24 protein-coding genes are annotated in these 23,565 nt (G+C 69.8%); 9 read left to right on the top strand and 15 right to left on the bottom strand.

What is annotated here, in order from left to right; all coding sequences use genetic code 11:
- Window positions 1–148: 148 nt before the first annotated feature.
- Both efeB and OG504_RS44275 read right to left on the bottom strand, forming a co-directional pair.
- A complete protein-coding gene (efeB, locus tag OG504_RS44270; RefSeq protein ID WP_405994816.1) occupies window positions 149–1,366 on the bottom strand; it encodes an iron uptake transporter deferrochelatase/peroxidase subunit in 1,218 nt (405 codons plus the stop codon).
- Window positions 1,363–2,649: an EfeM/EfeO family lipoprotein gene (locus OG504_RS44275; protein WP_405994817.1), complete on the bottom strand. Its 1,287-nt coding sequence runs from the start codon at window positions 2,647–2,649 to the stop codon at window positions 1,363–1,365. The genes efeB and OG504_RS44275 overlap by 4 nt, the downstream gene beginning before the upstream one ends.
- Window positions 2,650–2,925: 276 nt before the next feature.
- Here OG504_RS44275 and OG504_RS44280 point away from each other — a divergent pair, with 276 nt between their 5' ends.
- The 3 genes from OG504_RS44280 to OG504_RS44290 all read left to right on the top strand — a co-directional run bounded on the left by OG504_RS44280 (window position 2,926) and on the right by OG504_RS44290 (window position 3,999).
- Entirely contained in the window at window positions 2,926–3,159 is a 234-nt protein-coding gene (locus OG504_RS44280; RefSeq protein ID WP_405994818.1) for a hypothetical protein, read from the top strand.
- A gap of 193 nt (window positions 3,160–3,352) precedes the next feature.
- The gene (locus OG504_RS44285) at window positions 3,353–3,556 is read left to right on the top strand and encodes a hypothetical protein (protein ID WP_405994819.1); all 204 of its coding nucleotides are present in this window, start codon (window positions 3,353–3,355) and stop codon (window positions 3,554–3,556) included.
- Between the two features lie 203 nt (window positions 3,557–3,759).
- Window positions 3,760–3,999: a hypothetical protein gene (locus OG504_RS44290; protein ID WP_405994820.1), complete on the top strand. Its 240-nt coding sequence runs from the start codon at window positions 3,760–3,762 to the stop codon at window positions 3,997–3,999.
- A gap of 768 nt (window positions 4,000–4,767) precedes the next feature.
- On the opposite strand, the gene rocD is transcribed toward OG504_RS44290, so the two are convergent.
- The 3 genes from rocD to OG504_RS44305 all read right to left on the bottom strand — a co-directional run bounded on the left by rocD (window position 4,768) and on the right by OG504_RS44305 (window position 7,442).
- A complete protein-coding gene (gene rocD, locus OG504_RS44295; RefSeq protein WP_405994821.1) occupies window positions 4,768–6,006 on the bottom strand; it encodes an ornithine--oxo-acid transaminase in 1,239 nt (412 codons plus the stop codon).
- Window positions 6,003–6,815, bottom strand: coding sequence for a dimethylargininase (ddaH, locus tag OG504_RS44300; RefSeq protein ID WP_405994822.1), 813 nt, complete (start codon window positions 6,813–6,815; stop codon window positions 6,003–6,005). Before ddaH ends, rocD begins: the two co-directional genes overlap by 4 nt.
- 123 nt (window positions 6,816–6,938) lie before the next feature.
- On the bottom strand, window positions 6,939–7,442 hold the full coding sequence (locus OG504_RS44305; protein ID WP_365307304.1) for an Lrp/AsnC family transcriptional regulator: 504 nt from the start codon (window positions 7,440–7,442) through the stop codon (window positions 6,939–6,941).
- Window positions 7,443–7,519: 77 nt separating this feature from the next.
- Here OG504_RS44305 and OG504_RS44310 point away from each other — a divergent pair, with 77 nt between their 5' ends.
- From OG504_RS44310 to OG504_RS44325, 4 genes are all read left to right on the top strand, one after another.
- A complete protein-coding gene (locus OG504_RS44310) occupies window positions 7,520–8,269 on the top strand; it encodes a LytTR family DNA-binding domain-containing protein (RefSeq protein ID WP_033278248.1) in 750 nt (249 codons plus the stop codon).
- A 2-nt stretch (window positions 8,270–8,271) separates the two neighbouring features.
- Window positions 8,272–8,631, top strand: coding sequence for a hypothetical protein (locus OG504_RS44315; protein WP_033278249.1), 360 nt, complete (start codon window positions 8,272–8,274; stop codon window positions 8,629–8,631).
- 5 nt (window positions 8,632–8,636) lie between these two features.
- Window positions 8,637–10,349 carry a cation acetate symporter gene (locus OG504_RS44320; RefSeq protein ID WP_405994823.1) on the top strand — a complete coding sequence of 571 codons (1,713 nt, stop codon included), beginning with the start codon at window positions 8,637–8,639 and terminating at the stop codon, window positions 10,347–10,349.
- Window positions 10,350–10,416: 67 nt separating this feature from the next.
- Window positions 10,417–11,622, top strand: coding sequence for a sensor histidine kinase (locus OG504_RS44325; RefSeq protein WP_033278251.1), 1,206 nt, complete (start codon window positions 10,417–10,419; stop codon window positions 11,620–11,622).
- A 6-nt stretch (window positions 11,623–11,628) separates the two neighbouring features.
- Here OG504_RS44325 and OG504_RS44330 read toward each other — a convergent pair whose 3' ends face one another.
- The 7 genes from OG504_RS44330 to OG504_RS44360 all read right to left on the bottom strand — a co-directional run bounded on the left by OG504_RS44330 (window position 11,629) and on the right by OG504_RS44360 (window position 19,388).
- A complete protein-coding gene (locus OG504_RS44330) occupies window positions 11,629–11,787 on the bottom strand; it encodes a hypothetical protein (RefSeq protein WP_019070924.1) in 159 nt (52 codons plus the stop codon).
- 13 nt (window positions 11,788–11,800) lie between these two features.
- Entirely contained in the window at window positions 11,801–13,633 is a 1,833-nt protein-coding gene (locus OG504_RS44335; protein ID WP_405994824.1) for a protein kinase domain-containing protein, read from the bottom strand.
- A 25-nt stretch (window positions 13,634–13,658) separates the two neighbouring features.
- Entirely contained in the window at window positions 13,659–14,930 is a 1,272-nt protein-coding gene (locus OG504_RS44340) for a DUF6777 domain-containing protein (RefSeq protein ID WP_405994825.1), read from the bottom strand.
- A gap of 116 nt (window positions 14,931–15,046) precedes the next feature.
- A complete protein-coding gene (locus OG504_RS44345) occupies window positions 15,047–15,997 on the bottom strand; it encodes a cytochrome c oxidase assembly protein (protein WP_405994826.1) in 951 nt (316 codons plus the stop codon).
- Window positions 15,998–16,184: 187 nt separating this feature from the next.
- Entirely contained in the window at window positions 16,185–17,210 is a 1,026-nt protein-coding gene (locus OG504_RS44350) for a 6-phosphofructokinase (RefSeq protein ID WP_405994827.1), read from the bottom strand.
- Between the two features lie 189 nt (window positions 17,211–17,399).
- On the bottom strand, window positions 17,400–18,128 hold the full coding sequence (locus tag OG504_RS44355; RefSeq protein WP_019059556.1) for a type 1 glutamine amidotransferase: 729 nt from the start codon (window positions 18,126–18,128) through the stop codon (window positions 17,400–17,402).
- A 21-nt stretch (window positions 18,129–18,149) separates the two neighbouring features.
- Complete coding sequence (locus tag OG504_RS44360) at window positions 18,150–19,388, bottom strand: MurT ligase domain-containing protein (RefSeq protein WP_405994828.1); 1,239 nt, start codon at window positions 19,386–19,388, stop codon at window positions 18,150–18,152.
- Window positions 19,389–19,542: 154 nt separating this feature from the next.
- Here OG504_RS44360 and def point away from each other — a divergent pair, with 154 nt between their 5' ends.
- Window positions 19,543–20,082: a peptide deformylase gene (gene def, locus OG504_RS44365; protein ID WP_405994829.1), complete on the top strand. Its 540-nt coding sequence runs from the start codon at window positions 19,543–19,545 to the stop codon at window positions 20,080–20,082.
- A gap of 151 nt (window positions 20,083–20,233) precedes the next feature.
- On the opposite strand, the gene OG504_RS44370 is transcribed toward def, so the two are convergent.
- Window positions 20,234–20,878, bottom strand: coding sequence for a TetR family transcriptional regulator (locus OG504_RS44370; RefSeq protein WP_019070916.1), 645 nt, complete (start codon window positions 20,876–20,878; stop codon window positions 20,234–20,236).
- Between the two features lie 171 nt (window positions 20,879–21,049).
- Between OG504_RS44370 and OG504_RS44375 the strand changes: the two genes are divergently transcribed.
- The gene (locus OG504_RS44375; protein WP_033278259.1) at window positions 21,050–22,279 is read left to right on the top strand and encodes an acyl-CoA dehydrogenase family protein; all 1,230 of its coding nucleotides are present in this window, start codon (window positions 21,050–21,052) and stop codon (window positions 22,277–22,279) included.
- 157 nt (window positions 22,280–22,436) lie between these two features.
- Here the strand turns inward: OG504_RS44375 and OG504_RS44380 are convergent, their stop codons facing one another.
- A complete protein-coding gene (locus OG504_RS44380; RefSeq protein WP_405994830.1) occupies window positions 22,437–22,976 on the bottom strand; it encodes a GNAT family N-acetyltransferase in 540 nt (179 codons plus the stop codon).
- A gap of 61 nt (window positions 22,977–23,037) precedes the next feature.
- Window positions 23,038–23,559: a cupin domain-containing protein gene (locus OG504_RS44385; protein WP_405994831.1), complete on the bottom strand. Its 522-nt coding sequence runs from the start codon at window positions 23,557–23,559 to the stop codon at window positions 23,038–23,040.
- Between the last annotated feature and the right edge of the window lie 6 nt (window positions 23,560–23,565).

Below are 23,565 nucleotides of genomic sequence, written 5' to 3' on the forward strand. Positions count from 1 at the left end.
GTTCTGCTGCCACACCGTCCATGGCCGTGGCACCTACCGCCGTAGCCTGGGCAATGGTGACGGCGGGGCGGGGGAGCGGCAATGACGTGGGAGCGAACGCCCGGTCAGGAAATTCTCATGGTCTGTTGGCCTGTTCTTGACCCTGCTCTCAGGCCAGCAGGCTGCGGCCCAGCCAGTCGGACGCGTCCCGCACGCCGGGCAGCGCGAAGAAGTACCCGCCGCCGTACGGCGAGATGTAGTCGACCAGCGGTTCACCGGCCAGCCGCTTCTGCACGTTCTCGAACTGCCGGGCCAGGTCCTGCTGGTAGCAGCAGAACAGCAGCCCCATGTCGAGGTTGCCGTTGCTGTCCATGCCCCGGTCGTAGTTGTAGCCCCGCCGCAGGATGCGCTGACCGGCACTCTGCGTGGAGCGCGGGTTGGCGAGCCGGATGTGGCTGTCGAGCGGGATCACATCGCCCTGCGGGTCCTGCGCGAAGTTGGGCGTGTCCTTCTCGTGGTGCCCGTCCAGCGGGGCGCCGGTGTCCCGGGCGCGGCCGAACATCCGCTCCTGCTCGGTGATGGAGACCCGGTCCCAGAACTCCACCAACATCCGTATCAGCCGTACGACTTGATAGCTGCCGCCGGTCGCCCAGTCCGGCTCGCCCCTGCTACTGCCCACCCACACAAGGTCGTTCATCGCGCGGGCGTCGGTCACCTCGGGGTTGGAGATGCCGTCCTTGAACCCCATGTGGTTGCGCGGGGTGCCCGAGGGACGCGGCGGGCTGATGAACCCGTCCGTCCGCCACCGCACTTGGAGACCACCACGCGTGTGCCGGGTGACATCGCGCAGCGCGTGCAGCACGGTGTCCGAACTGTCGGCGCAGAACTGCACGCTCACATCGCCGTGACACCAGTCGGCGTTGAGATCGTCGTCGGGGAACGACGGCATCGTGGTGAGCCGGCGGGGCGTGAGCTTCGCGAGCCCGTAGCGGTCGTCGAAGAGGGACGCCCCGACACCGACCGTGACGCTCAGCCGGTCGGCCGGGAGGTCCGGGCCGAGCGTGCCCGAGTCGGAGGGCGGGGCGGTGATGCCCAGGTCCTCCGGGCTGCCACCGGCGGTGAGGAAACGCGCCCGCTCGGTCAACGTCCGCAGCAGATCGGTCAGTTCGGTCCGGTCGGCAGCGGTCGTGTCGAAGGAGACGAACGCCGTGGCGCGCTGGGCGGGGGTGACGATCCCGGCCTGATGAAGGCCGTGGAAGGGCACGCTCCCGGCGGTCTCCACCGCGGCTACGGCCGCACCACGATCGGCGGCCACCAGCCCGGCACCGGCCACGGCCGCCGCACTCGCCAGGAAACCCCGGCGGCCCACCTCGTTCACGCGCTTCACGCGGTCCTCCGTACGTCCGTGAGGGCGGCCACATCGGCCAGCCGCTCGACCAGCCCACCGAGGTCGGCGTCGACCTTCTCCCTTTGCGGACGGGTGAGTTGAGCCAAGGGCGTCCACTTACCGGAGTGGTCGAGGCCGTCCAGGGTGTGCTGGGCGCGGTCCATCCAGTCGCCCAGTTCAGCGAACCCCGTGTCCCGGGTCTTCAACAGCGGTTGCAGATAGCCGAGCAGTACGCGGGTGCCGTCGAGGTTGGCTCGGGCGGTGGCCAGATTTGTCCCGCTGCCGTAGTCGGTGCGGCCGGTCAGCTCGAACTGCACGGTGTTCTCCAGGATCTCGTGCGCGCGCAGCCCGGTGTCGGCCGGATCCATCCGCTGGGAGGGCCAGCTGCTCTCCAACGCGTGGACGTCCTTGGCGAGTTGATCGGCGGGTCCGCGCAGCCCGCTCGCCGACTCGCCGTGCCACAGCCCGTACTCGACCCGGTGGAACCCGGTGAACCCGGCGTCGTGCACCCCGCCCGCGAGCCCGGCGGTGGTGCCGTTGATCGCGCCGTCGGAGTCGCCGAACGTGCCGTAGGCGGCGCCCATCCGCTCGTAGACGAGATGGGCGGGCAGCCAGGCCTTACGGGCGGCGGCGAGGTCACCGCGGTCGACGGCGGCACGCAACACGTCGGTCTTCTGGGCGAGTTCGACGGTCCGGCCCTGAATCCACTTCTGATAGGCCAGCGTTGGCGGGATGAGTTCCTGCTGCGTGATGGGCACGGCGGCCGGCCCGCTCTTCACCTTCGAGCCGGTGATCCGCACGGTGGGCCCGGTCACGGCGTCCGCGTCGTCGGGCAGACACTTGAAGGCGTACGACCCGTTCCCGAGGGTGACCCCGAGCGGCCGGACGGTACCCGGCGCCAGCCCCTCGACCTCGCCGTAGACGGCACCGGTCTTCACGTCGGTGAGATACACCTCGGCTGCCGTGCTGGACGTGTTGTGCAGCTCGAAGACCTGGTGCCCGCCCTGCGGGTGCGTCCAGCCGCTGCCGCACCCGGCGGTCGCGACCTCGACGGTGGTGTGCGGGAGCCCGTCGGTAGCAACCGCGGCCTTTCCGTCCGAACCGGAGCCGCGGGCCGCGAGCACTCCGGCGACCACTGCCGCTACGGCGACCAGGGCACCGGCCGCGAGCAGCACGGGGCGGCGGCGGGCGGTACGGGGTGCGGGCGTGGGCGAGCTCAGTTCCGAGGCCGGTGTCGGACCGGGCTCGGCATCGGCTTCGGCGCCGCGCGCGGTTTCGGGCACGCCGGGCCTCCAGTGGGGAGTCGTACGAAAGGTGGCGGTGCCAGCGATCTTATGAGTGCGCTACGGCCCCCACCGCGTCCCTTGACCCTGTTCTGACCGGAGGGCGGGCGAGAATTCGCCCGGGGTTCACCGGACGGCCCGCGACGGCCACGGTGCGGTGGGTGGGGGTGCACGGTGGGCTACGGGTGGGCTGGGGGTGCCCCTATGCGTTTGGCCGAGGTCGAAGAGCAGTAGGTTCGCGTGGTCGAGGGTGGGGGCCGAGCCGGAGGGGTGCGTATGAAGGATGGCCGGGTCACGATCAAGCTCACGAGTGACGAGGCGCTGGTGCTGTCGCACTGGCTGGAGAAGCTTCAGATGACGGACCTCAGGCGCGTTGTCGACGATCCGGCGGTCTGGGCGCCGATCCATCGAATTGCCGGAACGCTGGACAAGGCACTTCCTGAGCTCTTCGCCGCCGACTACGACCAGCGGCTCGATGCCGCTCGACAGCGACTTCGGCCGGAGGACTGACGTCGAGCGTGGGTGGTATCGGCCCGGGCCCGATCCTGGTCGGGGAACATGAGACCGTCTGGTCGTGCCGGAGATGACGAGTGGGCTGCGGACGGCCTTGGCCGGGGTCTCGTCCCCTTCGTGGTCGAGACGGGTTCGTGCCGGGTGCGACCTCGCCCCCTTCGCTGATGTTCCCGAAGCCGCGGACGCGTTGGTGAGGTTGCTGCTGGACGTCGAGGACTCGGCGGTGACCCGGCGGACGCCGGAGGCGCCGGCCCGGGTGGGGACGGTGGCTGCAGCACGGCTCATCGCTGTCGCGGGTGCCGAGGCCGACGACAGCCAGGCCGACTGGATACAGACCGGGGTGCGGGACGCGCTCGCGGGAACGGACGGTGGGCCGGACGCCGCGGCGGACTGACACGACCCGGCAGCCGACCGGAGTCGATCGGGAACCGCCGTTCCCGGTGTCGGCCCGAACGGGTGGCGCCGCAGCCGCCCGGGAACAACCCGGCCTCCTACGGCGCTGCTCCTGATACCTCGCCGGGTACTCAGGGAAGGGTCGTGGAGGAGATGAATCGGTCAGGGCAGGAGCCGCTCCCGCCGTCAGGAGAAGCACCGTTGGTGACCACCTGCGGCCGACAGGTCGCGGTGAAGCGACTGCTGTTGGCGATCCCGGAACGGCCGATCAGCCGGGTCACCCTGGACGTGGGCCCGGTCGTACGCGGCGAACCCGGACTCTGGGCCTCCCTCACCGTCGACGAGGCCCGCGACCTGGCCCGCCGCCTCCTCGCCCAGGCCGCCTTGGCCGACGGTGGCACCGGCCCGGGTACTCCTGCGGAGCAGGGCGTGGCGGGCAAGTAGCCTCTGCCGTCCGGGAGTTACCTGCGTCGCTGCGGGTGGGCTGGACCGGCCGCCGTGCGTCGATCCGGTTGGCACCCACACCTCGCGTTCCTTGGGTCGGGACCTTCCCGTGGAGCAGTGCGGGGCAGTCAAGTGGCAGTTGCTGTAAGGGAGTTACGTGCCGCCGTGCGGGCGGATTGGACCGGCCTCCGAGGGCCTCTCCACCCGACCCGCCCACCTCACGCCCCTTGAGTCGACACCTTCCTGCGAAGCGGAGCGCGGCGGGTGAGCAGCCGCTGCCGCATGGGAGTTAGTCGCCCCTGCGGGTCGGATTGGACCGAGCCCCGTGTGTCGGTCCAATCGATCCCCACACTTCAGGTTCCTTGGGGCAGCGCCTTCTTGCGGAGCACCGCGGGTAAGTGGCGGCTGGCGCATGGGAGTTGTGTGTCTCCCTGCGGGCGTGGCTGGACCGACCCCGTGCGTCGATGGCCCCGCGGCCGCACCTCCGGCCCTGCGTCGGCATCTTCGTGTGGAGCGGCGTGCCGAGGGTAAGTGGCGGCTGGCGTATGGGGGTTGTGTGCCTTCCGGCGGGTGTGGCTGGACCGATCTCGTGCGTCGATGGCCCCGCGGCCGCACCTCCGGCCCTGCGTCGGCATCTTCCTGTGGAGCAGCGTGCCGAGGGTAAGTAGCTGCTGGCGCACGGGAGTTGCGCGCCTCCCTATGGGCCTGGCCGGACCGACTCCCCACCCCCGTCCGCCGATCCAGCCAGCCCCCACAACTCACGCAGGCTTACGCCCCCTGCGTCAGCACCTTCTCCAACGCGCCGATCGCCGACCGGAGTTCGTCCGCCGTAATCGTCAGCGGCGGGGCCAGCCGGATCGTCGAGCCGTGCGTGTCCTTGGCCAACACGCCCTCGCGCATGAGGCGTTCGCTGATCTCGCGCCCCGTGCCGATCGCCGGGTCTACGTCGACGCCCGCCCAGAGGCCACGCGCGCGGAAGCCGACCACGCCCTTGCCGACCAGCTCGGTCAGGGCGTCCCGCAGGATGACGCCCAGCTCCGTGGCCCTGCGCTGGAATTCACCGGTCTCCAGCAGTTCGACGACCGCCGTGCCGACCGCGGCGGCGAGTGGGTTGCCGCCGAACGTCGACCCGTGCTCGCCGGGGTGCAGTACCCCCAGCACCTCCCGGCGTGCGACGACCGCCGACACCGGCACGATGCCACCGCCGAGCGCCTTGCCGAGCAGCAGGACGTCCGGGACGACACCCTCGTGCTCGACCGCGAGCGTGCGGCCCGTACGGCCGAGGCCCGACTGGATCTCGTCCGCGATGAACAAGCAGCCCTTGCGGGTGGTGAGTTCACGCACACCGGCCAGATAGCCCGCGTCCGGGATGATCACCCCGGCCTCGCCCTGGATGGGCTCGATCAGCACCGCCGCCGTGGTCTCGTCGACCGCCGCCTCCAGCGCCGCGAGGTCGTTGTACGGCACGATCCGGAAGCCGGGAGTAAAGGGGCCGAAGCCCGCCCTCGCCGTCTCGTCCGTCGAGAAGCTGACGATCGTCGTCGTACGGCCGTGGAAGTTCTCCGCCGCGACGACGATGGTCGCCCGGTCGGCGGGGACGCCCTTCACGTCGTAGGCCCATTTGCGGGCCACCTTGATGCCGCTCTCGACCGCCTCCGCCCCGGTGTTCATCGGCAGCACCATGTCGAGCCCGGTCAACTCCGCGAGCCGCTCGGCGAATTCGGCCAGCTTGTCGTTGTGGAAGGCGCGGGAGGTGAGGGTGAGCTGGTCGAGCTGGCGGTGGGCCGCCTCGATCAACACCGGGTTCCGGTGGCCGAAGTTGAGGGCCGAGTAGCCCGCGAGCATGTCGAGGTAGCGGCGGCCCTCGACGTCCTCCACCCAGGTGCCCTCCGCGCGGGCGACGACCACGGGCAGCGGGTGGTAGTTGTGCGCGAGGACCGGCTCCTCGGCGCGGATGAGGTCGGCGGACGTACGGGTGCCGGCGGGGTCACGAGTGGGCGCAGTCATGAGCGGATCTCCTGGGTGCAGCACTTGATGCCGCCGCCGGCCTTGTGGAACTCCGACAGGTCGACAGGGACGGGGACGTAGCCATGGTCGGCGAGGCGCGAGGCGAGTGCCTCGGACCGGGGGGAGATGAAGACATGACGGCCGTCGGAGACCGAGTTCAGACCGAACGTCATCGCGTCCTCGCGGGTCGCGAGCACCGCCTCCGGGTACAGCCGCGCGAGCACCTCACGGCTGCCCGGCGAGAACGCCTCCGGGTAGTACGCGATGTTGTCGTCGTCGAGCACGAACAGCGCCGTGTCCAGGTGGTAGAAGTACGGGTCGACCAGCGTCAGGCTGATCACCGGCACGCCGAAGAACTCCTGCACCTCGCGATGGGCCTCGCGGGTCGTACGGAATCCGGTGCCGGCCAGGACGTAACGGCCGGTCGGGATCAGGTCGCCCTCGCCCTCGCTCACCGACTCGGGGCGGTGGACGTCGTAGCCCGCAGCCTTGAACCACATGTCGTAGTGGTCGGACTCGGGGCGCCGCTCGGGCGCGTGGAAGAGGGAGCCGAAGACGCGGCCGTCGACGACGACCGCCGAGTTCGCGGCGAAGACCATGTCCGGGAGACCGGCCACCGGCGCCACCGTGTCGACGGTGTGGCCGTGGGAACGGTAGGTGTCGATCAGCGTCCGCCACTGCTCGTGGGCGAGATCGACGTCCACCTGGGCATCGGGATGCATCCAGGGGTTGATCGCGTACTGCACGGCGAAGTGTCTGGGTTCACAGACGAGAAAGCGCCGCCGGCGCTGCACACGGGTGTCGGGCACAGAGGGGTCCCTCCGCTTCCTGTGATGACGACTGGGGTTGACACCACGGTAGGAAACGACCTATACGCCCGACAAGCGATGAGCGCTGCGTGTCTACGCAGGAACGCTGCGTCTTTCGTGCCCTCAACGCACGTCTGATGCGTCTCCCGGTGCCGGATGGGTGGCGCCCGCTTCCGGGCTTTCCGGGAGGAGGTGGGACAGCACCATCACGCTGATCGTCTTCCGGATGAACGGCTCCTGCCGGATGCGCTCCAGGACCTCCTCGAAGTGGTCCACATCGGTCGCCCGCACATGCAGCAGCGCGTCCGCGCCGCCGGTCACCGTCATCGCCGCCGTGATCTCCGGATGGTTGCGCACCACCTCCGCGAGCCGCCTGGGGGGCGCGGCGCCCTCGCAGTACACCTCCACGTACGCCTCCGTGCGCCAGCCGAGCGCGGACGGCTGCACCGTCGCCGTGAACCCGGTGATCACCCCCGTCTCACGCAGCCGGTCCACACGCCGCTTCACCGCCGTCGCGGACAGCCCGATCGCCCCGCCGATCTCGGCGAAACTGGTCCTGGCGTTCGCCATGAGCGCGGTGATGATCTTCCGGTCGAGATCGTCGAACGGAGTGGTCCTGCTGTTCATGCCCGCACTGTATCCAGCGCGAACGTCCACGCCCGGTACATGTCCAGCCGTACGAATTACTCCTACACTCCACCTTCATGCTGCGCGCCCTCGCCGTCGACGACGAACGCCCCTCGCTGGAGGAGTTGCTCTACCTGCTCAACGCCGATCCACGCATCGGCAGCGCGGAGGGCGCGGGCGACGCGACCGAGGCGCTGCGCCGCATCAACAGGGCCCTGGAATCAGGCCCGGACGGCCCGGAGGCCATCGACGTCGTGTTCCTCGACATCCAGATGCCCGGCCTCGACGGGCTCGACATGGCACGGCTGTTGACGGGTTTCGCGCAGCCGCCGCTCGTCGTGTTCGTCACCGCGCACGAGGACTTCGCCGTACAGGCCTTCGATCTCAAGGCAGTCGACTACGTGCTGAAACCCGTCCGCAAGGAACGGCTCGCCGAGGCGGTGCGCCGGGCGGCCGAACTCGGCGGCTCCGCACCGCGGATACCCGTGCACGAACCCGACCCCGACCACATCGCCGTCGAACTCGGCGGCGTCACCCGCTTCGTGGCCGTCGACGACATCACCCACGTCGAGGCCCAGGGCGACTACGCCCGCCTGCACACCGACCGGGGCAGCCACCTCGTGCGCATCCCGGTGTCGACCCTGGAGGACCGCTGGCGCGCCCGCGGCTTCGTCCGGATCCACCGCCGCCACCTCGTCGCCCTGCGCCACATCGGCGAACTCCGCCTGGACGCGGGCACGGTGAGCGTCCTGGTCGGCGGCGAGGAACTCCAGGTCAGCCGCCGCCACACCCGCGAACTGCGGGACCTGCTGATGCGGAGGTCCTGACGGTGCCTCAGGACCCCAGCGAGCGCAGGGTGGTTGTCACCGGCCCGCCCCGCCGCACCCGCCGCGCCTCCGGCTACTCCCGCCCCCGCACCGAGATCGACGAACAGACCACCCTCGGCCACACCTACGTCCGCTCCCTCATGCGCACCCAACTCCGCGCCGCCCTCACGGTGTTCGCGGTCCTCGTGCTCCTGGTCGGCCCCCTGCCCCTCGTCTTCGCGGCGACCCCGGACTCCCACCGCCTCGAATGGCTGATCCTCGGCTTCTGCCTCTACGCCCCGCTCGTCCTCCTCGCCCTCTGGTACGTGCGCCGCGCCGAACGCAACGAACGCGACTTCGTCCGCCTCGTCGAGGACCGCTGAGCCGGGTGAACTCCAGTTACGCGGTACCGGCGGTGGCCCTCGTCGTCGTGGTCACGGTCCTCGTGGGCGCCTTCGGCCTGCGCATCTCCCGCACCACCTCCGACTTCTACGTCGCCTCCCGCACGGTCGGCCCCCGCCTCAACGCGGCCGCCATCAGCGGCGAATACCTCTCCGCGGCCTCGTTCCTGGGCATCGCGGGCCTGGTCCTGGTCCAGGGCCCCGACATGCTCTGGTACCCGGTCGGCTACACCGCCGGATACCTGGTCCTGCTGCTGTTCGTCGCCGCCCCGCTACGCCGCTCCGGCGCCTACACCCTCCCCGACTTCGCCGAGGCCCGCCTCGCCTCGCACGCTGTACGACGCCTCGCGGGCGCCTTCGTCGTCGGCGTCGGCTGGCTGTACCTGCTGCCCCAACTCCAGGGCGCCGGACTCACGTTGACCGTCCTCACCGGCGCGCCCGACTCACTCGGCGGCCTGATCGTGGCGGTCGTCGTGGTCGCCACCGTCGCGGCCGGCGGCATGCGCAGCATCACCTTCGTCCAGGCCTTCCAGTACTGGCTGAAGCTCACCGCGCTGCTCGTCCCCGCCCTCTTCCTGATCCTCGCCTGGCAGAGCGACGGAGCACCCCGGCACGCCTTCGAGGAACCGGCAACGTTCCGTGAACAACGGGCAGTTCGGGTCGACGAGACCCTCGACCTCAGGCTCGAACGACCCCTCACGGTCACGGCCACCGGCAAGGTCGACGGCCACGCGTACGACGCGACGAAGCTCCAACTCCCCGCCGGCACCCACCACATCGAGCGCGGTACCCGCCTCACCTTCGCCAAGGGCGCCCCCGTGCCCGTCGCCGACCGGGGCACCAACGGCGGCATGTCGACCTCCCTCGCCGCGAGCCGCGAGGAACGCCCGCTGTACGCGACGTACGGCCTCATCCTCGCCACCTTCCTCGGCACCATGGGCCTGCCGCACGTCGTCGTCCGCTTCTACACCAGCCCGCACGGCGTCGCCGCCCGCCGCACCACGGTCGCCGTCCTCGGCCTGATCGGCGCCTTCTACCTCCTCCCGCCCGTCTACGGCGCGCTCGGCCGCCTGTACACCCCCGAACTCACCATCACCGGCGACGCCGACGCGGCCGTACTCCTGCTGCCCGACCGCATGATCGGCGGAGTCGGCGGCGACCTGCTCGGCGCACTGGTCGCGGGCGGCGCCTTCGCCGCGTTCCTGTCCACCGCCTCGGGGTTGACCATGGCCGTCGCCGGGGTTCTCACCCAGGACGTCCTTCCGTCGCGCGGGGTACGGCACTTCAGGCTCGGCACGGTCCTCGCCATGGCCGTACCGTTGGTGGCGAGCGTGCTGGTCGGCGGGCTGCCGGTCGCCGACGCCGTGGGGCTCGCGTTCGCCGTATCGGCGTCCTCCTTCTGCCCGTTGCTGGTCCTCGGTATCTGGTGGACGCGGCTCACCCCGCCCGGTGCGGCGGCCGGGATGCTGGTGGGCGGTGGCTCGGCGTTCGTCGCGGTGGCCGCGACCATGGCGGGCTTCCCCGGCACCGGGCCCCTGCACGCGCTGCTCGCCTGGCCCGCGCTCTGGTCGGTACCGCTGGGCTTCCTCACCATGGTGCTGGTGTCACTGGCCACGCCGGGCCGGGTGCCGACGGGGACGGCGGCGATCCTGGCGCGGTTCCATCTGCCGGAGGAGCTGCGGGCGGAGGTGAAGGCGTGACGAAATCCAAGGGGGGCCTTCGTGGCGCCGTGAACGGATCGCCCAACTGCCCTGCGGAGGTGGCCACATGAGCGGATTCCTGGCCGGCCTCTGCGTCGCCGTACTCCCGCTGCTGGCCGCCGGGTTCTGGCTCGGCCGACGCACGGCACGCCCCGAGAACCTAGGCGGGCTCGGCACCCCCGTCGAGCACGCCACCTTCCAGACCCTGCACACCGCGTCCCTCGCCGCGCCCCCGCTGCGCGCCGGTCTCACGGAGGAGACGGCCCGCCGCTCGGCCCGCCGACTGCGCACCCTGCTCGGCACGGACGCGCTGTGCCTGACCGACCAGAAGCAGGTTCTCGCCTGGGACGGCGTCGGGGACCATCACCGGGCCGAGATCATGGAACGCCTCGCGGGCCCGCTGGAGACCGGCCGCGGCGAGGCGTTCCGGCTCAACTGCGACGCCCCCGACTGCCCGTTGCGCTGGGCGGTGGTCGCCCCGCTCACCGTCGACGACCGGGTCCACGGCGCCCTGGTCGCCTGCGCACCACGCGAGTCCGCCGTACTCGTGCGGGCCGCTGGGGAGGTGGCCCGCTGGGTCTCCGTCCAGTTGGAGTTGGCGGATCTGGACCAGTCCCGCACGCGTCTGATCGAGGCCGAGATCAAGGCACTTCGGGCCCAGATCTCCCCGCACTTCATCTTCAACTCGCTCGCTGTGATCGCGTCCTTCGTCCGCACGGACCCCGAGCGCGCCCGCGAACTGCTGCTGGAATTCGCCGACTTCACCCGCTACTCGTTCCGCAGGCACGGCGACTTCACCACCCTCGCCGACGAACTCCACGCCATCGACCACTACTTGGCGCTCGTGCGGGCCCGCTTCGGCGAGCGCCTCTCGGTCACCCTGCAGATCGCCCCCGAGGTACTCCCGGTAGCGCTCCCGTTCCTCTGCCTCCAGCCACTCGTCGAGAACGCCGTGAAGCACGGCCTCGAAGGCAAGGCGGACAAGAGCCGGATCAGCATCACCGCGCAGGACGCGGGCGCCGAGGCACTCGTCGTCATCGAGGACGACGGCGCCGGCATGGACCCCGACCTGCTGCGCCGCATCCTCGCGGGCGAGGTCAGCCCCTCGGGCGGCATCGGCCTGTCCAACGTCGACGACAGGCTCCGCCAGGTCTACGGCGACGACTACGGCCTCGTCATCGAGACCGCCGTAGGAGCGGGCATGAAGATCACCGCCCGGCTGCCGAAGTACCAGCCGGGCGTGCACTCGGCGAGCCGGCGGAGTGAGCCGTAGCCGACGTCAGGTGCTGCGCGTGGCCACCATCCCGAGGGTGATCAGCCCGAGCACGACCCAGCCGAACCACAGCCAGCCGTTACTCCCGAGCGCCACCGTGTAGGCCGTCACCACCACCAGACCGCCGACGGTGATCACCCCCATGGTCTTCGTGGAACCGGGCATCGCAACACCCTCCTCATGGTTCGTCCCCCTCCATGGTGCCCCCGTTCTGCCTCCGAACGGAGCACACGACGAAATGTGTGCCCGACTTCCACGGCCCCTGGCTGGTCCAGGAGGCCGCCTCGTACACCGTCGGATCGAAGCCGTAGTCGGCCGGCGGGACATCCCGGGCACACGCGGCGTCCGATTCCGCACGCGCCCGGGCCAGCGTGACGCCAGCGCCCAACCGGGTGAACCCGAGCACTTCCTGGTCGTGCTTGCCCGCGCAGGAGACCAGGCTCGCGGCCCGGTCCGAGGGTACGGCCAGACAGTCCCGCCGCTGCATCGTCGACGTGTCCGCGAACGCAGACCCCAGGGCGCGACGACTGGCCAGCGGCCCGTAGACCGGCCCGTGCGCGCCCAGCACCAGACACGCGGTGCGATGCCCGGCGGCCTCGAAACCCGCGTCGGTCGGTACGACGGCGAAGCCCCGCACATCCGCGAGCTTCTCCCGCATCTCCTGCGTCCGCCGCGCACACCGGTCCACCCCGACCTTGCGCGCCTCGCCCGCGGACGCGGTGGAGACCAGTGCCATCACCTGCCCGTCGGGCACGGAGTTCCGACAGGTGGGGTCGACCGCGAGCCTCGGCGTCCCGTGGAAGAGCTTTCCGCCGGGCCAGTCGGCGGTGACACAGTCGCCGTCCTTGAGCGGCGCGGAGAGCCCGACGATGCTGCCGTACGGCGAACTGTCCTTCTTCTGGCTCGAGTTGTCGCCGGACGACTGGAGGGCCATGGCGTACCAGACGCCGCCCAGGGCCAGGGCGAGCCCGAGCAGGCCCGCGAGGACGGCCTGGCGGAGACGGGGACGCGGGCGGCGGCGCCGACCCGTGGGGGAGGACGAGGGAGCCGGCGGCGCCGGTGTGAAAGACACCGGCTGCCCTTCCCAGGGGGACGGCGAGCCCAGGTCGGTCTGGGTCCGTGCGTAGGCCTCCGCCTCCGTCTGCGGCGTCACGATCCGCGACAGCTCCGCCTCGGCCTCCGCCGCCGGAATCCGCCGTAGCGGATCCTTCTCCAGCATCGCGTGGAGCACCGGGGCCAGGGCGCCCGCGTGCACCGGAGGCAGCGGGTCCTCCATGACCACCGCGGTGATCTCCGCGAGAGGGGTCTCGCGCACGAACGGGCCGTGGCCCTCGACGGCGTGGTAGAGCGTGCAGCCCAGCGAGAACAGGTCGGCCGCGGCGGTCGGCGGCCCGCCCGTGGCCCGTTCCGGTGCCAGATACCCGGCCGTACCGACGAGCACGGACGTCAGCGTGTACCGCGTCTCCCCGGCGTCCGGCTGTACCGAGATGCCGTAGTCGGTGAGCAGGACGCGGGCGTACGGCGAACCGGTGCGGTCCGGCGCGAGCAGGATGTTCGCCGGTTTCACGTCCCGGTGCATGACGCCCCGCTGGTGCCCGGCCGTCAGCGCGTCGAGTACGGCGAGCCCGATGCGGGCGCACTCCGCCGGGGCCAGCGAGCCGTACCGGCCGACCATGTCGCGCAGGTCCACGGCGTCCGCCACGTACTCCATGACGATCCACGGCAGCCCCTCGTGCTCCAGCACGTCGTGCACGGTCACCACATGCGGATGACCGCGCAACCCCGCCGCGTTCCGCGCCTCGGCCCGGGCCCGCGCGACCCGGGCCTCCCGCTCGGCGTCGGCGGAGGCCGGGTTGCTGAACACGATCTCCTTGAGCGCGACTTCACAGGCCAGCCGCTGGTCGTGTGCGAGCCACACATGTCCCATCCCGCCACTGCCCAGCCGGTTCAGCAGGAGATAACGGCCGGCGATGACCCGGCCCACTCCCGAGGTCGGCGATCCCTGCGGCATCCGGACTCCTCCTTCCGGGGCTGCGTCACGTCTCGGTCGTGGTCGCAGTGACGGTGGTGGCGGCGGGCGTGCCGGTCGGCACGGAGGCGCCGGCGGTCACGGGAGCACTCGTCACCGGGGCGCTGCTGATGACCGGTGCGCTCGACGGGGGCGAGTGGGTCGCCACCGCGGGCGACCCGGTCGTAGGCGAACTGCTCGACGGTGGTGGCTCGCTCGGGGGCGAGGACGGGGGCGGTGTCGGTGCGGACGTCGAGGGCGGTGCCGTGGACGTCGGTGGAGCCAGTGTCGGCCCGGAGGTCGTCGGGCTGGAGGTCGTCGGGCTGGAGGACGTCGGACCCGGGGGAGTGGAAGTAGCGCCCCCACTTGTCCCGCCGGCCACGCTCAGCAGCACGTACTCCCCGAACCGCAGCTCGGTCCCGGCGGGCGGATCGGTAGCCGTGACTCGCGCATCGTCGGACGGCAGCGCACCACCGCCGTACCCCACGGCCAGACCACTGCTCACCAGTTGCCGCCGCGCGTCCCCGAACGTCGCCCCCGCGAGGTCAGGCACAGCGTGCTGCTTCCGGGCGTCGAAGGTGGTGTCGTGCTTGCCCGTCGTACCGACCGGACGCGTGATGCCGGTGTCGGGATCCTCGACGTCGACGAGAGCGAGCCCCTCCATTCTCCGCGGCGCCGGACGTACGGCCACGACCGAGGACGCGTGATATCCGTTCCACTTCTTGTTGCCGTCCGCGAACTTGACGGAAATGCGGCTCGCGGCGCCCTTGAAGGGGCGCAGTGGATTTCCGCACGAGCACTTCGCGGCGGGTTCTCCCTGCTCGTCGACGAGAATCGCGATTCCCGACTGGAGAAGGGAGTTGTAGGGCGTGGCCTTTCCCTTTTTGTAGTCGTGGTTCTGTACGAGAGTGTCGTGACGCAGGAGTACGGGTGTGAGCCGGTCCAGATAGCCCGGTATCTGGACCGTGTTGATACCCAGTACGCCCGACCAGGCAACGGCCTTCTGATGATTCGCGGGATCCGTCAGGAACCTCCTGAGTTTCGCCACGTCACAGATGGTCGGCTTCTTGGTGCCCCCGTACAGCCCAGGCGTGTCCCCTTGCTGCAAGCTGCCCTGTACGGGCATCGACCGGACCTCGGCGTCCTGCCCCAGTCCCTGTTTCTCGTCGAAGAAAGGCGCGAGCGACGGAACTCCGGCGGCGACCGCCTTCACGCCGAACGTATGTGCGTCCCCGCCGCATCCACTCAGTCCGCTCAAGACCAGGACGCAGCCGAGCAGCACGGCGATCCTGCGGATCACCGGAATTCCGGTACTTTGCACAACAGCGCGAAATGTCACTACCGCTCCCCCCGGCCGCGGTTCCCCCATCGCGCTTATGCTACTGAACGAAATTCCCGTTCAGTTGCCGGATGTGTTCAATGGCTTCGTGTGTTCAATGAGGCCAAATAGGCGTTGTACGCCTCGAGTTCCTTGTCGCCGTCCCGGTCTGCGGCCCGGTCCTGGCGCTTGGCCTGCCGCTGTTCCGAGCTGTACCACTGGAACAGCAGGGCGATCAGCACCAGCACGGACGGAACCTCGCTGAACGCCCAGGCGATACCGCCGGCCGCGTTCTGATCGGAGAGCGCGTCGATACCGAGGGAGGCGGGCGGGTTCTTGAACGTCTCGACCATCGGCTCCGACGCCATCATCAACGCGATGCCGAAGAACGCGTGGAACGGCATCCCCGCGAACAACTCCAGCATCCGCATCAGATAGCCCGGCCGGCTCGGCCCCGGGTCCACGCCCATGATCGGCCAGAAGAACACCACACCCACGGCGAGGAAGTGCACCATCATCGCGATGTGCCCGGTCTTCGAGCCCATCAGGAAATCGAAGATCGGCGTGAAATACAGCGCGTACAGGCTCGCGATGAACAGCGGGATCGTGAACGCGGGATGGGTGATGATCTTCATGTACCGGCTGTGCAGAAACATCAACAACAGCTCGCGGGGCCCTTTGCGACCCCGCGCGGCCGGCGGCAGCGCGCGCAATGCCAGGGTGACCGGTGCGCCGAGCAGCAACAGGATCGGCGTCAACATGCTGATGACCATGTGCTGCACCATGTGCACGCTGAACATGACCATTCCGTAGTCATTGAGCTTGGTGCACATCACCAGCCCGATGGTCAGCACACCGATGACGAAAGAGATCGTCCGCCCCACAGGCCACGAGTCCCCCCGCCGCCGCAACCGCACGACCCCCCAGCCGTACAGCCCGAGCCCGAGGAGGCAGGCGGTCAGGAAGAACGGGTCGGCCGACCACTCAAGCCCGCGCGCAAAGGTGAACGGCGGCAGATCCATGGTCATACCGTGCCCGCCGTGATCCATCGAACGGCTCCTGATTCGTGGGGTTGTGCGTCGTCTGTCCGCACCAGGGTAGAACCGCCCCCGGTCACTTCTGCGACCGGGGCCAGCGGAACCCACCCAGGGGCGCGGGGCTGTGACATTGGCGGCTCCGCCGCGCGGGCGCGACCAGCTCCCACACACCTGCACCCGACGAACTACCTCACGGCGTTCAGAGCACGCACTCGGCCTCTTCATACCGATCAGCGGGAACCGTCTTCAACGTCTCCACCGCGTCGGCCAGCGGAACCATCAGAATGTCGGTCCCCCGAAGCGCGGTCATCTTCCCGAACTCCCCCCGATGCGCAGCCTCCACCGCATGCCACCCAAACCGAGTGGCGAGCACACGGTCATACGCGGTCGGAGTACCCCCACGCTGCACATGCCCGAGAATCACCGGCCGCGCTTCCTTACCGAGCCGCTCCTCCAGCTCGATGGACAGCTGCCGCGCGATCCCGGCGAAGCGCTCGTGACCGTAGACATCCTTCTTGCCCTCGTCGAAGTCCATGGACCCCGCCCGCGGCTTGGCACCCTCAGCGGCAACAACGATCGCGAACCGCTTGCCCGCTTCGAAGCGTTCGCCGACCCGAGCAGCCAACTCCTCGATGTCGAAGGGCCGTTCAGGCACGACGATGGCGTGCGCACCGGCCGCCATGCCGGAGTGCAGCGCGATCCACCCGGTGTGGCGGCCCATGACCTCCACGACGAGCACGCGCTGATGGGACTCGGCGGTCGTCTTGAGCCGGTCGAGCGCTTCCGTCGCGACACCGACCGCCGTGTCGAAGCCGAAGGTGACGTCCGTGACCGCGATGTCGTTGTCGATGGTCTTGGGGACGCCGACGATCGGGAGACCGGCGTCGTACATCAGCTTGGCCGCCTTGAGCGTGCCCTCGCCGCCGATCGGGATGATCGCGTCGAGGCCGAGCTCCTCGACATGGCCCTTGGCCCGCTCGACACCGTCCCGGAGCTGGGAGGGCTGGACGCGGGAGGAGCCGAGGATGGTGCCGCCGCGAGCAAGGATGCCGCTCACCGCGTCGAGGTCGAGCTTGAGGTAGTCGCACTCCAGGAGGCCCTTCCAGCCGTCCCGGAAGCCGATGACCTCGTCGCCGTGGTCCACGACGGCGCGGTGCACGACGGACCGGATGACGGCGTTCAGGCCGGGGCAGTCGCCGCCGGACGTGAGGACACCAATGCGCATAGCCCGAAGAACCTTCTCAACGTGGGCCGAAACCGGACCACGTTGTCCGGTACGAACCCCGCCACCCTAACGGCAGGAGGGGGCGGGGTCGTAACGTGCGTCCGCCTGCTGGACGACCCCGCTCACCTGCGCGGACGGGCCGTCAGACGGGCTGGTTTCCGGTATCCGAAGAGGAGGTGGACACCTGGTTCAGGCAGGCTGCTGAGCTGCGCTGATGCGCTCGTTGCGGAGCGCCTCGTACCAGCGGTCGTCGATCGGCGGCAGCGCGTTCACATCGAGGGCCAGCTTCAGCAGCAGGTCCGCGATCAGCGGGTTGCGGGCGAGCACGGGCCCGTGCATGTACGTACCGAACACCGTGTCGTTGTACGCGCCCTCCGTGCCGTCGCCCGTGCCGTTGCCCTTGCCGAGCCGCACCTGTGCGAACGGGCGGGCGGTGGGGCCGAGATGGGTGACGCCCTGGTGGTTCTCGAAGCCGGTCAGCTGGGGCAGGCCCAGGCGCGCGTCGATGTCGCCGAGTACGTCACCGACGCACCGCTCGCCCTCACCGCGCGTCGACACCACGTCGAGCAGGCCGAGGCCGGGCTCGCGCTGGCCGAGGTCGTTGATGAACTCGTGGCCGAGGATCTGGTAGCCGGCGCACACCGAGAAGACGATCGCGCCGTTGCCGACGGCCCGGTGCAGACCGCCGTCACGGCGCAGCCGCTCCGCCGCGAGGCGTTGCGGACGGTCCTCGCCACCACCGATGAGATAGATGTCGCCCGAGGTCGGGATGGGCTGGTCGCTGCGCACGTCCAGCCGGGCCACGTCGAGGCCGCGCTGCCGTGCCCGGCGTTCCACGACAAGGGCGTTGCCCTGGTCGCCGTAGGTGCTCAGCAGGTCCGGGTAGATCCACACCAGACGCAGCTGGTTGTCGCTCATGGTCAATTCGTCCTCTGAGTCTCAGTTGCCGACGCGGCGGCGCAGGTCCTGGAACGCGGTGTAGTTCGCGATGACCTCGATCCGTCCGGGCGGGGCCATCTGCACGGCCTGGTCGAGGTTGTCGCAGACCTGGAAGTGCTGGTTGGCCACTTCCAGGCGGACCGCGAGGTCCAGCTTGCGGTCGCCCACGACGAAGATGGGGTGGCCGGTCAGTCGGGTGTAGTCGACGTCCCAGAGCCACGAGGTGTCGGTGCCGTCGGCGCCGCGCGCGTTCACCGAGAGGATCACCGGGGTCGGCGGCGGATCGATCAGGCTGAACGTCTCGAGCCAGCCCGCCGGGTTCTTCGCCAGCAGCAGCCGCAGGTCGCGCTGCATGAACTGGACGACGTCATAGCGCCCGGCGACGGCCTGCACGCGGTACATGCGCTCCAGGGCGACCTGCGGCGGCACCCCGAAGACGGCGGCGACGGCGGCCGAGGAGGCGGCGTTGGCCTTGTTGGCGCGCCCCGGCAGTTGGAGGTGAATGGGCCAGGCGGAGCCGTGCGGGTCGAGGACATGGTCCCCGGACAGCGCCCAACTCGGCGTAGGCCGACGGAAACCGCACTCACCGCAGAACCAGTCGTCACCGGGCCGCTGCATCACGCCACCGCACGAAGGACACGACCAGGCGTCGTCCTTCCACATCTGCCCGGCGGCGACCCAGATCACGTTGGGGGAGGAGGAGGCGGCCCACACGACCAGCGGGTCGTCCGCGTTGGCGACGACGACGGCCTTCGAACCGGCAAGCCCCTCACGCCAGTTCTCCGCGAGCATGCGGGTCTCGGCCGCGCGGTCGAGCTGGTCGCGGGAGAGGTTGAGCAGCGCGATGCACTTGGGGTCGGTGTCACGGGCGACGCCGGCGAGGTACTTCTCGTCGACCTCGATGACACCGAACTTGGCGTCCGAGCCACCGGCCAGCGCCGAGGTGATGCCGGCGGGCATGTTGGCGCCGAGCGCGTTCGAGACGACCTCACCGGCGGCCCCGAGGGCCTCGGCGATCAAACGCGTCGTCGTGGTCTTGCCGTTGGTGGCCGAGACGAGCGTCACGTCCAGGTTCTGTGCGAGCCGGGCGAGCAGGTCGGGGTCGAGTTTGAGTGCCACTCGGCCGCCGATCACCGATCCGCTGCCCCGCCCCGCGGCACGCGATGCCGCCGCGACCGCCTTGCCCGCCGTCACGGCCAGCTTGGCCCGCGGCGTGAGCGGGTCCGAGTTGCCTGCCATCAGTTCTCGATCCTCCTTGCGTACGCGCCGCGCCTCTGCCTCCGGCAACGTGGTGTGGACCTCAGCCTATCGAGATCCTTATCGGTGCCCGAACCGCGGCACCGCGAACCCCTCGCGGCGGGCGTGCGCCGTAGAGAACCGTACCCTTGCGCCCATGCGATACGGCTCCATCCCGGGCGCCCACGGGCGAGTCCGTCCCCTCACCCTGCTCGGCGACCCCCTGCTCCATACCCCGTGCGCCGAGGTAACAGACTTTGGGCCGGAACTCGCCCGCCTCGTAGAGGACTTGTTCGCGACGATGTACGCGGCCCAGGGGGTGGGCCTCGCCGCGAACCAAGTAGGCGAGCGTTTGCGGGTGTTCGTCTACGACTGTCCCGACGACGAGGAGGTCCGCCACCTCGGCCATGTGGTGAACCCACGCCTCGTCGAGACGGACGGCGTGGTGTTGAGGGGCCCGGAGGGTTGTCTCTCCCTACCGGGCCTGGAAGCGGGAACGGAGCGTTACGACCACGCGATCGTCGAGGGCTTCACGGTGACCGGGGAGCCGATCACCGTGCACGGGACGGGTTGGTTCGCGCGGTGCTTGCAGCACGAGTACGACCACGTGGAGGGAAAGGTCTACGCGGACCGCGTGACGGGCTGGCGCCACAGCCGCTTGATGCGACAAGTGAGCCGAGCTCCGTGGTCCCGGTGAGCTGAGGTCTTTTCAGGGGCGCGGGGCTGTGTCGATGTGCGGCTCCGCCGCGAGGGCGCGACCAGCTGTCAGCACCGGTGACCGGGGTCTTTTAGGGGCGCGGGGAACTGCGCGACCAGCCCCCACGCACCCGCACCCGAAACACAACCGGCTAAAACCCCGGCCCACCAACCTTGTCCCCGGCGGCAGCCAACCGTCCCCACAGCAGATCAGCCAGACTCCGCACCAACTCGGCCCGGGAGCAAGGCCGTTCACCCAGCCACCAGTCCCCGGCCGCGTGCATCATCCCGACGATCCCATGCCCCCACACCCGAGCCAGCTGCTGACTGTTGGGCCCGAGATCCACCCGCTCCTCGATGACCTGGGCCAACTCCTCGCCCATCCGCCGCAGCAACGGAACCGAGTGATTCCCCGTGTCGAACCCCTGGTCCGCGGTCTGCCCACCCTCCACGGGATGCATCAGGAACCGATACACCTGAGGCAGCGCCTCGATTGCGGCGAGGTACGTGTCGAGCGTGGCCTCAACCCGCTCCCGACGCTCGGCGGGAGCGTCCAACGCCGCCCGCAGCGACGACAACAGGGCATCCGTATGCCGCTTGGCAAGGGCCGCGTACAGTCCACCCTTGTCCCCGAAGTGCCGGTACAGAATCGGCTTCGTAATACCCGCTTCCGCGGCGATCGCGTTCATCGAGGCCTGCGGACCATCACGCAGCACCACTCTGTCCGCGGCCTCCAGCAACTCGCGCCGTCGGCGATCGGCGGACCGCTGTTGATCGGTCCGCTGCGTGGTGTCCATGGTCTCTCCCCACCCGTGCTGAATCGGTGACGCCTGCGCAAACTAACACTCAATGGCCCCAACGCCTCGAACGGGCTGCCGAGTGGTCATCGGGAGTTGACTTTTCCTACCCGTCGGTAACAGACTCTGTCGTTACCGCAAGTAACATGCTAGTGCGCTGCTGGAGGAGTCATGGCCGAGTTCACCATGGAACTCAACGACGAACAGAAGGAGGTGCGGGACTGGCTGCACGGCTTCGCCGCCGACGTCATCCGCCCCGCCGCCGCCGAATGGGACGAGCGTGAGGAGACTCCCTGGCCGGTCATCCAGGAGGCCGCGAAGGTGGGCATCTACTCCCTGGACTTCTACGCCCAGCAGTACTTCGACCCCACCGGCCTCGGCATCCCGATGGCCATGGAGGAACTGTTCTGGGGCGACGCGGGCATAGCCCTCTCCATAGTCGGCACCGGTCTTGCCGCGGTCGGCGTCCTCGCCAACGGCACCGAGGAGCAGATCGGCACCTGGATTCCCCAGATGTACGGCGACGCCAACGACGTGAAGGTCGCCGCCTTCTGCTCCTCCGAGCCCGACGCCGGTTCCGACGTGGCCTCCATGCGCACGCGTGCCGTGTACGACGAGGCCAAGGACGAGTGGGTGCTCAACGGCACCAAGACCTGGGCGACCAACGGTGGTATCGCCAACGTCCACGTCGTCGTCGCGGTCGTCGACGCGGACCTCGGCTCCAAGGGCCACGCCTCCTTCATCGTCCCGTCGGGCACGCCGGGCCTGTCCCAGGGGCAGAAGTTCAAGAAGCACGGCATCCGCGCCTCGCACACCGCCGAGGTCGTCCTGGAGGACGTGCGCATCCCCGGTTCCTGCCTGCTCGGCGGCAAGGAGAAGCTGGACGAGCGCCTCGCCCGCGCCCGTGAGCGCGCGAAGGCCGGCGGCGGCGAGCGGGTGAAGAACGCGGCGATGGCCACGTTCGAGGCGTCCCGCCCGGCTGTCGGTGCGATGGCGGTCGGCACCGCCCGTGCCGCGTACGAGGTCGCTCTCGACTATGCGATGACCCGCGAGCAGTTCGGCCGGCCGATCATCGACAACCAGGGTGTCGCCTTCCAGCTCGCCGACATGCGTACGTCCATCGACGCGGCGCGGTTGCTGGTGTGGCGGGCGTCCTGGATGGCGGTCAACGGGAAGCAGTTCACGGCGGCCGAGGGGTCGATGTCGAAGCTGTTCGCGAGCGAGACGGCGAAGAAGGTGACCGGCCAGGCCATTCAGATCCTGGGCGGCAACGGCTACACCCGTGAGTATCCGGTTGAGCGGATGCACCGTGACGCCGCGATCTACACGATTTTCGAGGGGACGAGTGAGATTCAGCGGCTGGTGATTGCGCGGACGTTGTCGGGGATGCCGATTCGTTGAGTTTCGGGTGCGGGCCGGTGGGGGCTGGTCGCGCAGTTCCCCGCGCCCCTCAAAAACCTTCGCTCACCGGTGCTGAGAGGTGGTCGCGTCCGCGCGGCGGAGCCGCATATCGACGCAGCCGCGCGCCCCTTCAGGGCGCGAACGCTGACCGGCGCTCTCAGTGCGGGGCGCGGTGCCAGTCCTCGGCGAGCAACCCGAGGATCACCTCGTCCACGAACTCGCCGTTGACCCACGCCGCGCGGCGGAGCGTCCCCTCCTGGATGAAGCCGGCGCGGGAGGCGGCCCGGATCATCGGGGTGTTGTCGGCCAGGGTTTCCAACTGCAGCCGGTGGAGGCCGCGGACGGTGAAGCCGTAGGTGCACAGCACCGCGACGACGTCGACGGCGAGTCCGCGGCCGCGGAAACCCGGCCGCAGCGACATGCCCAGATGGGCGGTCCTGTTGTGGGTGTCGATGCCCCACAGCCCCGCGGTCCCCGCCAACTCGTCGTTGTCGAGGGACACGACGGCGAAGGGGGCGGCATCGTCGTCGGGTTCGGTGACCGCGAAGGGTGAGGCCTCGGAGCCCGGTGAGACGGGGCGCCAGGGCCGTGAGTCCACTCGCGATCTCGTCGCCACGTCGTCGTACAACTCGGCGTGCAGGACCGGGACATCGGACTCGTGCCGGGCCCGGAGCCCGATCTTGGTTCCTCGCAGCATGGACAGTTCCTAGCCGACCCGCTCGATGCCGATCAACTCGATTACCGACCGAGTCCAAGGGTCAACGGTGCTTGAGAGGCGTCAGCTGCTCGATGTCGTACCGCCCCCGCAACTCCTCGATCGCCGCGTGATCCGGCGGCCCCCCGCTCCCGAGGATCTCCAACAGCTCCTCGAAATACCGCTCATGATCCGGTGGCGGAGACGCCTGGAAGAACATCTTCGCCGCCGTCTCCGTCGGGTTCGAGAACGCGTGCGGACACCCGGGCGGTACGACGATCACCGTGCCCGGCGTCGCCCGTACCACCCGCGTGCCCGAACTCGACTCCCAGCGCTGCCAGTTGTCGGGGGTCCGGATCCGCGGCTCGAAGGCGAGGACGTCCAGCTCGCCTTCGAGCACGTAGAACAACTCCTCGCTGCGCGTGTGCACATGGGCGCCGACGTCGAAGCCCGGCGGCACCAGCACCTCGAAGGTGGACGCCGTCCGCGAATGAGAGCCGGTCACCTTGAACGTCACGTGCTGCGCGGGTGTCTGGACGACCCGGCCGTGACCGGGCGGTACCAGCAGCCCCTCCGTCGCCGTCATCGGCAC

Origin of the sequence: Streptomyces sp. NBC_00986, from assembly GCF_045162565.1 — a bacterium.
Classification (GTDB): domain Bacteria; phylum Actinomycetota; class Actinomycetes; order Streptomycetales; family Streptomycetaceae; genus Streptomyces.